Genomic DNA, 13,935 nt, shown 5'->3' on the forward strand with positions numbered 1-13,935 from the left:
TGGAGGGGGTGTACCTTTTAGAACGAAAAAAATTATAGATTAGTTGCCCATTTCATAAGCATAGATGACACGAATTTTGCATACTTATCTACCCAATAATCAGCTTCCTTTGGCGTGACCATCAGCTGTGTATGCGAACCTGCGAAAGTCTCTGCAAATAGTTGCTGACGCTCTTCTTTAGACCACGTAGCCCACTCACCAAAAATCGGCTTTACTAAAGACATATCTAGTTCTTTATTTATATCTGGTTGCCAAGACGATAATGACAATTTTGAAGATGGTTTACTCCGCTCTGACACTCGTGCAGCTATAGAACGTAGCATTACCTCTACAGCATCCGCAATTAATACAGGTGCATCAACTACTGTTGGGATACCAATTGCAGTAACAGGAATACCCAGCATCTCATATGAAATTTCCTTACGTTGATTTCCAACGCCTGAACCAGGATGTATCCCTGTATCCGTTAATTGAATTGTTTTACATAAGCGATTACTGGCTCTTGTTGCAAGTGCGTCTACAACAATAATTAATTTAGGCTTAAGACGCTCTGCCAACGCCGCTACAAATTCACCAGTTTCATATCCTGTTTGCCCCGTTACTCCTGGCGCATACATAACGAATTTTTCATCAATTACATCTAAACTATGCAAATGATCAATAAGATATGGTCCTATAGCATCTGGCGTAATTGTACGATTACCTAGACCAATAATTAAAATTTTGTCATCTTCTTTCCATGACATGGATTCATGCATTTTTTGAAAATTCATCAGCAATTCTTTCTCAAGCTGGTCAAATCCATCCTGATCTTCTAACGTCAAAGTAGGCACAGAAAGTGTAATGTATTGCCCTTTCTTCTTACCAATTTGCTTCTCACCTTCTTCATTAACGAGCACATCAGTGATTTTTACCCGACCAGCAGTCCGATCTTCAATTTGAATCCCACTCGACTCTTTAAGCGTTTCTTTTTGTTCTTTCGTTTGATGTAAAACAACCTCTTCAGACTCATCAATTAAATCCGTACGTTGCCAATTAAAATTTTGCATACAGTTCACCTCAACTGTAGTTTGTTCAAACTGTCAAGTAAATATTCTTTGCATTTATCTATTGCAATTTGTCCAAGCGTTTGTTAAAATGATTTTTGTTGTATTGACACAAGAAATCAATGAGAAGATATCATCTCGTACCTATTTTAGGAGGTGAAACATATGCCAAACATTAAATCTGCGATTAAACGCGTAAAAGTTAACGAAAAAGCTAACGCTGCTAACTCTCAAGCTAAATCTGCAATGCGTACTACAGTGAAAAAAGCTGAAAACGCTGTTGCTGCTAAAGCTGAAAACGCACAAGAACTTTTACAAGCAGCTTACAAATCTTTAGATAAAGCAGCTTCAAAAGGACTTATCCACAAAAACGCGGCGGCTCGTAAAAAGTCTCGCCTTGCTAAAAAAGCGTAATTGTTATAAAGGATCAGTATACTCTATTAGGAGTGTGCTGATCTTTTTAATTTATAAGAAAAACAATGACACCTTGTCGGAACTTCATTTTCCCACTATTGTACTTATTTTAAAGAGCTGCCCATATTGCATCGGACAGCTCATAAATAGATGCTTTCTTATCGCTATACTCTTAAAATTGGCGCAATAAAAAGAGTTCTAAATAACGCTCTCGATTGCCTCCTGTTGATTTCAGTTGTAAATCGACCTCTGCTAACTGATATAAAGCCTTCAATAAGCTTTCCTCTGATGGACGATTACGCTGCTCTACCATCAACTTGACACGATAAGGATGTATTTTTAAATTTTTTGCGATTTGCTGTGGATGATAGCCCTTTTTTAATAAATAAAATACATTGGACATCGTACGCACATTTGATGCAAGCAATCCAACAAGCATGATAGGCTCTTGCTTTTGTCGTAGTAAATCGTGATAAATAGACAATGCTCCTACAGAATCATTCGCAAAGTAAGCATTTAACATTTTAAAGGCATCCTGCTCTAACGTTTTTGCCACTAAATCCTCGACTAGCGTAGCTGTTATTTCACCACCATCTCCTACATAAAGCGTTAGCTTCTCAACTTCCATTTGCAACTGTAGCATATTCGGTCCCACCATTGCGACAAGCTGCTCAATCGCATTTTGTGTTATGCTGTTGCCCTCTGCTTTGACTATACTTTGTATCCACACAGCTAAGTCCTGCTCCTTTGGTGTTTCAGCTTGGACTAATAACGCATGCTCTTTCATCATTTTTGTCACCTTTTTACGTTCATCCAACTTCTCATAAGGTGCGATAAAAACTGTTACTGAAAAATCAGAAGGGTTTGCAAGCCATGCTTCTAAGCGTTTTATATCATGGTCAATTTTTTCTTTGCCTTTTTCGGTTGCCTTTAAAAAGGATGCGTTTTTGGCAATGATCAGCTTGCGCTCAGAGAAAAAAGGAATTGTATCTGCTTCATCCATAACGACATCCACTGGCACTTCTTCCAAATCAAATGTTGACATCTCTATCTCTTCTTCGGGTCCTATCGCTTCTTTTAAGCGTTTAACTGTTTCATCTATAAAATAGCCTTCCTCACCCACTAGTAAATAAACTGGTGAGAGCTCTCCTTTTTTAATTGTATTCCAAACCGTTGAAATCATAATTTTCCCTCCATCTAGCAATACTACTAGTATACATGATTTGAATTCCTTTGTGACTTTGATCGAATTGTGTCGATTCTTTGCCATATGGTAAATTCTCCGTTTCGATATAGCTTTTATGAAAACGATGTCTTATAATTAATAACAGAATTGGAGGGATAACAATGAATCCATTTGAAGGAAAAAACATACAATGTCGCCGTAACGATGCAATCGATTCTGGAGTTGGCTTCGGTGTATCATTCGGAATGTTTGCAGTTATGTTTATCATCGCAATAGTAGTAGAAGTAGCATCTAGATAATTAAATGTAATGTACGAGGAAAAGACCTTGCTCATTGGACAAGTTCTTTTTCCTTTTGCATAGACCAACTATTTTCACGAATTCTTACTTCAATCGTCCCATCTATTCCAGTTGTTAAAATAGATAAATTCCGACTTGTAAAACGCTCCACAACCTCATCATGCGGATGACGATAGCGATTATTGAGCCCAGCGCTGAAAATGGTTAATTCAGGCCGTAACAGCTCTACAAAAGGCTCAATACTTGATGTTTTACTGCCATGATGTCCAGCCTTCAACAATGTCATATCCGCTAATTGCTTGTTGTATAGATGTATAAGCTCCTGTTCACCATGCTCCTCTAAGTCACCCGTTAACAATGCTCGAAATGATCCCTGTTGCATATATAAAACGATTGAATCATCATTCCCCTCATAAAGAGTGTCACGGGGCCATAAATAATGAAAACTAGTTTTTCCTATACGCCACGCTGTTCCCTGCATTTTTTCTTTCACAGGAACTTTTTGCTTTTTGGCTTCCATCAATAAATCCCGCATTACAGGCTTGTCCATTGATCCAGGAGTGAGATGAATTTCATGCATGTTAATCTCTTGCAAAATCTCTTCAGCGCCCTCTACGTGATCGGCATCCGCATGAGTGGCGATAAAAATATCAATGTCTCGTATTCCTTTTCCTTTCAAAAACGGTACAACAACTTGTCTCCCGACCTCATATGGGCTGTCTGGCGTCTTCCATACATCCTGCTCAAAGCGTAGTAAGCCACCTGAATCAATAACATACACAGCCCTTCTAAACGGTAATTCAATAACTGTACAATCACCCTGACCAACGTTTAAAAATGTCAGCTTCGTTTCGTTAAACAACATCGGCGATAAATGAATACACAATGCAGGAATGAACATAACAACTGCAAATTTACCATATTGTTTTATTTCGATAAAATAGAAACCCGCTAAGACACTTATCAAAGCCACGCAAATAAGCCATATAGCAGGCTTCCCTGGCGACCACAGCTGAAACGGCAATTCCTGAAGATATAAAATAAACTTTGTAAGCCAAACGCGGAGCGGCTCGTACACATCAAATAAAGCTTTGGCTACTGGCATCGATATAATCGTTATGACAAACATGGCAATATTAAAAGGCAAAATAACAAAGGAAAACAGTGGTACGAAAATTATATTTGCTAAAAAGGAAGAAATAGAAATTTCATAAAAATGATGGAGCAGTATTGGATAAACAAGAAGCTGGCACACAAATGTAACTAAAAATGAACGGATTAACCAGTTCGTGGATAGTCTTAAAATGACACCTGAATAGACGAGACTAGCCGTTGCTAAATATGACAATTGAAAGCCAATCTGATATATGACACCTGGTTCAAGTAGGACAAAGCAAATAAAGCTAATGGCTAGAGCATCATCAATAGATATGCGCCACCTAGCGTAACGCATCAACATGATTAATTCTACGACAGATACAGCGCGCCATACGGAAGGAGCACCACCAGCTATCACCCCATAGATAGGTAAGATGATGAGTAACACTAAGGTCGCCATTTCCTTCCGTACGCCTATACGTAGAAGGCCTTCAAAAAACAACCATGAGATAAGTGCCACATGCAGACCAGAGATAGCAAATATATGGGTGATGCCAAGCTTTTGATAGGCTCTTTGAAGCTCATGATCGACTTGATCCTGTAATCCTATTAGCAGTGCTTGTGCCTCTGCAACTAGTGACTCCGGGAATGTTGTTTCAATATGTTTTTTCATAGAGTGTCTCTGTTTAGCAAGAAACGAACGAATAGATTTTTTCTCTTCAATAAAGGTCCAGCTTGAAACTTCAAATATTCCTCTAGCCCCTTTACTGATCAAATATTTTTCCATAGAAAACGCATACGAATGTGCGGGTGTAGGAGGTGCTATAAGTTCTCCTTGAACTTGATAGGTCCTACCTGTCAATGAAGTGGTTTCATAAAAGCTTTTCTCTTCTTCTGATGAAAATGTATAGACGACATACAGCTTCTCACCTGTTTCCGTTTTGACAAAGCCTCTAAGCTTTTGACCATTTATTTTATATTCACTCGACCAAGTTATTTGAAATGTTGACGGTAGAGGGGGAGATTCCGTCAATTGAAATGTAATGATGAAGAAATAGGAAAGAAATCCACTGACGATAACAAGCGCTGAAATTAAACGTGTTTCACCTTTCAATTCAAGCCATAACGCGAAAAGCGGAAGAATAGCGAGTAGCCAAGCTGACTTGTGTGCCGCTATTGCAGCAACAAGTACAGCTAGTGCTACGTAAATCCATTTATGCTTTAAAGCTTTTTGCCAAATAATGCACTCACCTTCTGTTCATATGGGAGCAATTTTTCTGCAGGCATACCACTCTCACGAAGCTCATTTAGCATATCTATGTACAAAGCTAATTTTTCGTCGCTTAAGGAGTCGATTTTACGCTCATCAAACGGAACGTGTACCACCTCTACACCTGCTTTTTCAAATAATTCTTGTGCATAAGGGTTATTTTTATAATCCGTTGCGTAATACACACGTTCAATACCTGCTTGAATAATAGATTTTGTACATGGTAGACATGGGAAATGTGTAACATATAAGTCTGCACCTTTTGTAGGCGTCCCATATTTAGCACATTGTAATAGTGCATTCATTTCAGCATGCACTGTGCGCACACAATGGTTATCAACAACATAGCAACCATTTTCAATACAATGTTCATCACCTGTAATTGAGCCGTTATAGCCACCTGCAATAATTCGCTTATCTCTAACGACAGTCGCTCCTACTGCAAGCCTTGTACATGTACTACGTAATGCGAGTAAATGGCTTTGCGCCATGAAAAATTGATCCCAAGTAATTCGCTCCATACGACTACCTCCATAAATTTACATTAATTAGCTGTCCGTTTATTGCAACAGTCTTTTTATACTATAGTGTAGCCCTTTTTGAAAAGAATCGTCAATATCTCAAAACTTACTGTCATTATTTAACTGTGATGAAATCCTTCAGCTTCTCAAACGTTTTTTCGCCAATACCACTCACTTTTTTTAAGTCCTCAATTGTTTTAAAGCCACCATTCTCCTCACGATACGAAATAATGCTTTGAGCCTTTGATGGACCAATACCTGATAATGTCGTAAGTGCTGCTTCATCTGCTTTATTTAAATTGACCTTTTGATCTTTCATACCATTGTTACTTTGTGATGTTCCGCTAGTAGGCATCGTCAAGATATTAGAGGTCATTTCTTCAGGCTTTTCACCCTTTATAGGAATGTAAATAACCATCTCATCCTCAACTTTTTGCGCATGATTAATGAATTGCGTATCAGCATCCTGCGTATAGCCACCTGCAAGCTTTACCGCATCTATAATTCGCTGGTCAGTCTGTAGCTCATAGACACCTGGATACATAACAGCACCCTTTATATCAACAAATACCTGCTGTATGACCGCTTCATCAACAGATTCTTTCATTTCATGTTGTTCAATAGGTTGGATTGTTTCGATGAGCTCTTCTTGGGGAGGTGAAGAGTCAGAACTCGAAAAAAAGAAGTAACTAAGTCCACTGATAACCAGTATGCCGGGGATCAACATACTTTTTTTGTACTTTTGCCAAAAAGATTGGATCATCAAATAACATCCTTTCCTTTGCAAAAGGTAATCATATGGAGTCTATTTCATCATACAATATCATTCATGCGTTGAAAAGATAATTTATCTATTAAGACAAAAACGAAGGCATCCCTGCCCTTTGCTTATGATGCGCTGACATAATGATGTAAAATTATGTTATGCTTTGAATAATAGTCCATCACCATAACGTGGTGTTGATTTCCGTACCGACTGGGCACTTCCCTGGGTCCAACTATATACATGGCATACGTTTTAACAAATGTCATCCACAACTTTTGGTGATGAGCCACAATAAAGAAGACACGTTATGCCTTTGCGTACTGAATGGAGGAAGAATATGCAGCTAACAATACAGGCAAAGGGAGAAAATGTGAAAGCTATCTCCTACTTACTATCAAAAAATCCGAATAATTTATACGAACGACGTGTAAAAGATCATTTAGTTCGTCTTGTCTATCACGAGCTTTCTGAGACAAACCTTGTTGTGACAATATTTGTTACACCAAATGCACTCGCACTTGTTCAAAATGACAATGCACTTGACATTTCACATTATATTAATGATCGTGAATTCGCCGCTAGTAGTATTTTTTTATCCATGATCCGTTCTGCTTTAGGTACTGCGTTAAATGGTAAACCAAAAGAACAATATATTGAATGGGTAGCTCAAGCATTTTCATTCACATTTGAATTCGGTCCAATCGCTTCAGCTATGACAAATGAAACGATAAATGAATTGTTTCAGCCTCTTGGCTATACTGTCAACATCGAGGCTTTGAATAACGACCATCGTGCGCGTTTTCTCACATTATCTGCGGACATTACGCTACAACGAGCACTACAGCATCTTTTTGTACTGATCCCTGTATTAGATGATTATAAGCACTACTTTATCGATGAGTTGGAAGTCGATAAGCTTAAACGATACGGAGAAGGCTGGTTAGATACACATCCAATGAAAGAATTTATTTATAAAAAAGCCCTGCGTTTCTCCCATTTATATGATGGTAACACAACACCACAAAATGTAACGCGGTCACTCAATACATTACGCTACGAAAAAATTGTTGAAACCATTAAAAATTTACCTCAAAAATCATCAATCGTTGATTTGGGTTCTGGTGAAGGAAAGCTTTCTAGTTTACTTGCCTACGTTAAAGGAATTGACGAGTTGCTTGCGGTTGAACCAAGTGAAGCTGCAATGAAAAAAGCGATCAAGCGTTTTGAAGGCTTAGAGGATGCATTTGTAACCCCAAAGCCTACATGGGGCTCGCTATTTTATTATGATGCACGATTACAACATAAAGACGTCATCGTTTTATGTGAAGTCATTGAACATATTAATGAGGAGCGATTGCCTAAAATCATGGCGATGCTTTTAACTCAATATAGTCCTCAAACATTAATTGTGACAACACCAAATGCTGAATACAATGCTGTTTACGAATTAGATGAAATGCGTCATGATGATCACCGATTTGAATGGACACGCAAACAATTTCAAGAGTGGTGTCATGCGATGAATCGTAATGAACAATATGAGCTTTCATTTACTGGCATCGGCGATCAACATGATATTTACGGACAACCTACCCAAATGTGCATTTATACGAAAAAGGAGGAGAATGTATGAACATCAAGATTCCACATACAGGGATTGTTCTGCTAATTGGTCCATCCAATAGTGGAAAATCCACTCTTTTACAACAATGGGTTAATACAGGTATGCTTTCTCCTTCTGAAATTATTAGCTCTGATGCTTATCGGACACTTGTTTCAGATACGGATTATATCGATTTTCAACATCATTCAAAGGAAGAAGCAGATTTATTATATGATGAATATTTCGCTATTTCAGCACAAGCCTTTGCTGTTATGGAACGTGTCTTAGAGGCTAGAAGCTCATTAAATAAATGTACCTTTGTTGATGCTACACATTTACAATCAGAGGAACGTCAAAAATATATCTTGCTAGGAAAAAAACTACATGTTCCTGTAAGTGCAATTGTCTTGGACATTCCTCTTGAAGAATTGTTACATCGAGATACTTTGCGCCAAGATCCAAGGGGTACTAAACGTATTAAACAACAGGCACGCTTATTAAAAGCAGAAAAACGATTTATTAAAAAAGAGTCGTTTACTAAAACCTATATTGTGACAGAGACGGATGGACTAACATTATCAAGACAAGAGTCACCGCTACTGTTAAATGTAGAGGCTGGGCTTGATATTATTGGAGATATTCATGCATGCTTCGATGAATTTATCGAATTACTTAGTAAGCTAGGCTACGAAGAAAATGAGGAAGGTTACTATATTCATCCACAAGGTCGACGCTTTGTTTCAGTTGGTGATATTATGAGCCGAGGACCAAAATCAATCGCAACGATGGACTTTTTTGATCGCCATATAGAACGTGGGCTTGCCTATATGTCTGACAGTAATCATGGCTGGAAAATCGCTCGTTGGTTAGATGGACGCAAAGTAACATTACATCATGGGGATGAGCTAGTTGAAGCTGAATTTAATGCTTATGAAGAAGATTACGGAGCGGAGAAAACAAAAGCCTTAAAAGCTCGTCTCGCGAAATGTTTACTTGCTGCTCCTTCTCACTATGTGTTAGTGAATAATGGCATTTCTTCAGCTGTTGTTACACACGCAGGTATCCGTGACCGTTATATAGGCAAACAATCGACAAGAATTTCTGATTTCTGTCGTTACGGTGATGTTCAGGGGCAAGATAAATCTGGAAAACCTATTCGTAATGATTGGTTTATAGATCATCAAACATCACAGCTTATTATTTGGGGGCATGATCCTAAAATTCATCCGTTAAAGCAAAATAATACGTTGAATATTGATCAAGGAGTTGTTTTTGGCGGTCAGCTAACTGCTTTTCGTTACCCTGAAAAGACAATTGAGTTTGTAAAGGCGTATAAAAACTATGCCGGTATCGAACGAAATCCTCTACTTGAAGCAAAAGCTCAACGTTTTGACCCGCCAAATATCGGGGCATTTTTAGAAGGGTTCACAGTGGAAACTGCATACTTTAACAATGTACAAATAGGCGGTGCTCATGCAAAGGCAGCGATCGACAGTGTTTCTCATTATGCACTGCCGTTAGAACAGCTAGTTTATATTCCACCTACGATGAGCCCAACACCACAAACATCTACAATAGCAGATACGTTGGAACACCCTTCTGAGGCATTTGCCTATTATAAAAAGCACGGTGTTCAGACAATGATTGCCGAGAAAAAACATATGGGCAGTCGCGCTGTTCTCTTACTGTTTAAAGATGCGCTTATTGCAAAGGAATATGTTGATACAGAAACACTTGGTATTATTACAACTAGAGCAGGAAGACGGTTTTTCGATAAAGAGACAGAACAAAAAATTTTGCAACAACTTCATACAGAATTAATGGAGAAAAATTATTTCGAACAGTTTAATACAAATTTCGTACTACTTGATGCGGAAATTTTACCTTGGAACTTAAAAGCGCAACAACTAATCGATCAGCAGTATGCACATGTAGCTGAGCAAGCACTAATGGACCGTACAAAGCTTATGGAGAAACTACGTGACACAGCACAAATCGATGTTTCAGAATGGCTTCAGGAGTATAAGGGGTTACTTGAAAATGCACAGCGATTTTCAACGGTTTATCAAAATTTTTGTTGGGATATCCAGGATGCTTCAGCAGTTCAAATTGCACCCTTCCATGTATTAGCACATAGTTCGGAAACGTTTTTCCATAAACCACATATATGGCATATGGAAATGAATCGACTTTTTGCCAAAAATTCAACACTATTTATTGAAACAGAGTTTAAAGTCATTACGGATGACGCTTCTGAACAGGAGATCATTACTTGGTGGGAGGAAATGACTGCTGCTGGTCATGAAGGAATTGTTATTAAACCAGAAATATTTGTCACAAAATATAATGGCAAGCTCATTCAGCCTGCAATTAAAGTACGTGGTCGTGAATATTTACGAATTATTTATGGTATGGACTATTTAGAGCCTTCACATTTAACGAAACTGAAGGAACGTAATCCAAGTAAAAAAATGAAGCATGCATTGCGTGAATTCGCACTCGGACTAGAAGGAATAGAACGTTTTGTTAAAGGTGAATCGACTGGCCGTATTCATGAATGTGTACTCGGGACATTAGCACTCGAAAGTGATCCTGTTGACCCTAGACTTTAGTTAAGATCGCCATGCATCAAAATGTGGAGGTGAACACAATGTGTTGCTTTCTCAAACATTTCGACGAAGAACACTTGTTCTGATGTTCTATCCGTCACTTTTGTTTTTATGGTCATAGTGTAGAAATTTGAGCTGTAGTTTTGAGATTTATCGAGAACTTTTGATTGTTTATCGACCAACTTTATCGATTTATCAACCAACTTTTTAATTTATCAACCAACTTTTTTAATTTATCTACCAACTTTCGAAAAATATCGACATCTACCTTCATGTAACACTATCTGACCGCACTAATAATTTGCGTATAAAAATTTTTACATCAAAAAAGCGCGAGAAATCAACGTTTCTAAATTGATTTCTCGCACTTTTGTTTTGTCCCAGCCTCTTTTCAGCATTACTTTCTACAAGCGTTATTCTGTTAAGATGTCCTTAAATTTCGCTTGAAGCTTAGTCGTTAAGATTCCCTCTTTGTTAAAATGGCGAATAAACACACGTTGCATCATATCATCCTCTTGACCTGGATTCATCTGCATTAATATATCATTAATCTTCTCCGCGAGCTGTACTGGATTGGCATACATCGTATTCCATGCGCGAACCTTTAACTCTAAATCTGTACCGAGGGCTGCTTCCTCCAAGTCCTGTACTGGCACTGGCTCACTAAAATGTGCATACGGGTCTTCATATGTTTCTGTATGTAAAAAATGAATACAATCATCTAACTTGTCTGCCACACGTATTGAATCTACAAAAACTCCATGTTCATTTTCATATAGATAGCTATTTTCAAAAATTAAAAACGGTGCTTGTTGCTGAAGCCCAACCACTTGCTTTTTCAATTGCGGCGTAATAAAGATTAAACCATTCTCTAGTTGTAATGTTTGAATGTACGCAGAAAAATTACCGTTTTCAGCAAAATCATTATATGTTTTTGAACGATAATAAAATTCAGCGTCTAACTCCTCTGCTTCAATCGTCCATTCTACTTCTGGACAATCAAAAATAACACGGAGTGCAATGCCATTCGCTGTTTTTCTGAGCTCATCATAAATATAAAACTGCTCTAGTTCTACTTGACCTACCTCACTTATAACATTGTTAAACGTTAGAGAAATAATTGATTTTGCAGTAAAGCCTCCTGCCATATCAAATGTTAATTCCACTTGAGTAGTATTACGGCGAATACTAACTATCTTTGCATCATGAAGGCTTTGCTCAAAGACCTCTCTTTCCATTGGTTTCATATAAGCTAACGTTTTCTGCTTTTCCTCAAATGCTGCATCGAGAATATTTTCAAATAGCTGCTCCTGTTCATTTCTCCATCGTAAAAAATCTTCCCGTACATGCTTAGAAACTTCTGGTGTATTCAACGTACCATCTAAAACATATGGTTGAAATCGCAGTGGTAAATAGTTCATTAAACTATCGCGTAATTCATCTAACTCCTGCTTTTTTTCCTTATATAAATCAAAATCATTTTCCTTTGCGTAGGCAAGACTCTGTGTCCACTCCTCATCAGATTCGTAAATAAATAGTTTCATCGCACTTTCATACGCTTTTTTCTCTTGCAATGTTAAATGCCACATAATTTCAGCCCTTTCAATTGATAGTAAGAAACAGAAACGGTTCATCACCAAAAGTTGTGGATGACTTTTGTTAAAACGTTTACTATGCAAATAGTTGATTGTAGTGGAGACTGGGCGACTCCTCGGGGATCAGCGTTTCAGATAAGACCCTGCAGCGAAGCGAAGCGGCTTATCGAACGCCCCCAGGAAAGCGCCCAGTCGGAACGGAAATCAACCACACGTTTCGGTGATGATCCACAGAAACACTTTTTTTGGAAAAAATCGTCATTAATTTTAGTTAGGAGGGTTCATTTGAAGAATAAAATACTTTTAGTCATAAATTCAATTATGCTATTGATATTAGTTGGTTGTGCAGGTTTAGCAGACTACACAATCCCACTACCAAATGGATATCGAATCGATCGTTTATCTGCACATCAAATCGGCATATACGGAGAAGAACCAGTAGTAGAGCAAGTAGAGGTACATGATAATGTAATTAATTATAACTATGTGCCTCCGAAAATAACAGATATTTGGTGGAATGACAATTATATTATTGCCAAACAAGTGACTCTACAAAGTATAAATGGTGGTGTAGCTGAGCCAAATGAAGAACAGTTTGCATTTTGGGTCGTTGATATGCATGCTCATATCGTTTATGGACCACTTGACGAAAAAGCTCTTATCCAACAAAAAAAGCTTTTAAATTTGTCTGAAGAAATGGAGTTAATTCCCATTGAAGATTTAAGTGATCTTCGGCAATGAAAAACAAAAACAGCTCACTGGTTAGTTTACCAGCAAGCTGTTTTACTATTTTACCGCACGGATAAAAATGCGTTCACTTTCATATTCAGGACCTTCATCTGTAAAATCAGCTGTTACTTCTACGTGTCTAAAGCCAATTTCCTGAAGCCATGCCATATATTGCTCAATTGAGAATGTGCGTTGGTTATGCTCCTCGTCGAAGCGTTCATACAGATCACTCTCAGCATCACGCACATAAAACGTCATTTGGTGGACAACGGAATGTTCAAAATCACCTGGCTCCGTATGCCATACATAGCTAATGTCACCATCGTCATACGTAAACGGGCCGTCTAAAAATATATCATTCATTTTAAATAACGAATGCACATCAAAAAACAGTTGGCCTCCATCTCGTAAAGCACCATGAATACGTTCTAATGTTGAATAAACAGCTTTGTCGTCCACTACATAATTCAGTGAATCAATAGCAATCGTTACAACGTCAAGCGCCTCAAAGCCCTCTAATTCATCCATCGACATACAATAGAGAGGCACATGTAATCCTGCATCAGCAAAGCGCTCTGCGGCAATTGAGAGCATATTTTCAGATAAATCGATTCCACTCACCTTGTAACCTGCCTGCGCAAACAACAGGCCAAGTACACCTGTACCACAGCCGATATCTAAGAGATTTGGAAATTGACTGCTCGGTGCATGCTGCAAAACCCAGTCCACATAAAGATTGTAAGGGATATCGGTTTGCAGCTCATCATACACGTGCGCAAATCGTTCGTAACTACTCACA

At 38.2% G+C, this 13,935-nt stretch carries 12 protein-coding genes; 5 read left to right on the forward strand and 7 right to left on the reverse strand.

Annotation, left to right across the window (positions count from 1 at the left end; genetic code table 11):
* Window positions 1-32: 32 nt before the first annotated feature.
* Window positions 33-1,049, reverse strand: a complete 1,017-nt coding sequence (gene gpr, locus AMS59_RS15895; RefSeq protein WP_053484722.1) for a GPR endopeptidase — start codon at window positions 1,047-1,049, stop codon at window positions 33-35.
* 162 nt (window positions 1,050-1,211) lie between these two features.
* Here gpr and rpsT point away from each other — a divergent pair, with 162 nt between their 5' ends.
* Window positions 1,212-1,460 carry a 30S ribosomal protein S20 gene (gene rpsT / locus AMS59_RS15900; protein ID WP_053484723.1) on the forward strand — a complete coding sequence of 83 codons (249 nt, stop codon included), beginning with the start codon at window positions 1,212-1,214 and terminating at the stop codon, window positions 1,458-1,460.
* A gap of 172 nt (window positions 1,461-1,632) precedes the next feature.
* On the opposite strand, the gene holA is transcribed toward rpsT, so the two are convergent.
* Entirely contained in the window at window positions 1,633-2,643 is a 1,011-nt protein-coding gene (gene holA / locus AMS59_RS15905; RefSeq protein WP_053484724.1) for a DNA polymerase III subunit delta, read from the reverse strand.
* A 164-nt stretch (window positions 2,644-2,807) separates the two neighbouring features.
* On the opposite strand from holA, the gene AMS59_RS24405 reads away from it, so the two are divergent.
* Window positions 2,808-2,945, forward strand: a complete 138-nt coding sequence (locus AMS59_RS24405; protein ID WP_082337542.1) for a YqzM family protein — start codon at window positions 2,808-2,810, stop codon at window positions 2,943-2,945.
* Between the two features lie 31 nt (window positions 2,946-2,976).
* Here the strand turns inward: AMS59_RS24405 and AMS59_RS15910 are convergent, their stop codons facing one another.
* From AMS59_RS15910 to AMS59_RS15920, 3 genes are all read right to left on the reverse strand, one after another.
* Window positions 2,977-5,157 (reverse strand): DNA internalization-related competence protein ComEC/Rec2, encoded by a 2,181-nt coding sequence (locus AMS59_RS15910; RefSeq protein WP_234007823.1) that lies wholly within the window; start codon window positions 5,155-5,157, stop codon window positions 2,977-2,979.
* Window positions 5,158-5,264: 107 nt separating this feature from the next.
* On the reverse strand, window positions 5,265-5,834 hold the full coding sequence (locus AMS59_RS15915; protein WP_053484726.1) for a ComE operon protein 2: 570 nt from the start codon (window positions 5,832-5,834) through the stop codon (window positions 5,265-5,267).
* A 115-nt stretch (window positions 5,835-5,949) separates the two neighbouring features.
* On the reverse strand, window positions 5,950-6,597 hold the full coding sequence (locus AMS59_RS15920; protein ID WP_053484727.1) for a helix-hairpin-helix domain-containing protein: 648 nt from the start codon (window positions 6,595-6,597) through the stop codon (window positions 5,950-5,952).
* Between the two features lie 340 nt (window positions 6,598-6,937).
* On the opposite strand from AMS59_RS15920, the gene AMS59_RS15925 reads away from it, so the two are divergent.
* Window positions 6,938-8,233 carry a methyltransferase domain-containing protein gene (locus tag AMS59_RS15925; RefSeq protein WP_053484728.1) on the forward strand — a complete coding sequence of 432 codons (1,296 nt, stop codon included), beginning with the start codon at window positions 6,938-6,940 and terminating at the stop codon, window positions 8,231-8,233.
* Window positions 8,230-10,815 (forward strand): polynucleotide kinase-phosphatase, encoded by a 2,586-nt coding sequence (locus tag AMS59_RS15930; protein ID WP_053484729.1) that lies wholly within the window; start codon window positions 8,230-8,232, stop codon window positions 10,813-10,815. Before AMS59_RS15925 ends, AMS59_RS15930 begins: the two co-directional genes overlap by 4 nt.
* Window positions 10,816-11,225: 410 nt before the next feature.
* Here the strand turns inward: AMS59_RS15930 and AMS59_RS15935 are convergent, their stop codons facing one another.
* Window positions 11,226-12,401, reverse strand: a complete 1,176-nt coding sequence (locus AMS59_RS15935; RefSeq protein ID WP_053484730.1) for a DUF4085 family protein — start codon at window positions 12,399-12,401, stop codon at window positions 11,226-11,228.
* A 291-nt stretch (window positions 12,402-12,692) separates the two neighbouring features.
* Between AMS59_RS15935 and AMS59_RS15940 the strand changes: the two genes are divergently transcribed.
* Window positions 12,693-13,148 (forward strand): DUF3997 domain-containing protein, encoded by a 456-nt coding sequence (locus AMS59_RS15940; RefSeq protein WP_053484731.1) that lies wholly within the window; start codon window positions 12,693-12,695, stop codon window positions 13,146-13,148.
* A gap of 45 nt (window positions 13,149-13,193) precedes the next feature.
* Here the strand turns inward: AMS59_RS15940 and AMS59_RS15945 are convergent, their stop codons facing one another.
* Window positions 13,194-13,934 carry a class I SAM-dependent methyltransferase gene (locus AMS59_RS15945; RefSeq protein WP_234007824.1) on the reverse strand — a complete coding sequence of 247 codons (741 nt, stop codon included), beginning with the start codon at window positions 13,932-13,934 and terminating at the stop codon, window positions 13,194-13,196.
* Between the last annotated feature and the right edge of the window lies 1 nt (window position 13,935).

Source organism: Lysinibacillus sp. FJAT-14745 (genome assembly GCF_001275675.1).
GTDB lineage: Bacteria > Bacillota > Bacilli > Bacillales_A > Planococcaceae > Lysinibacillus.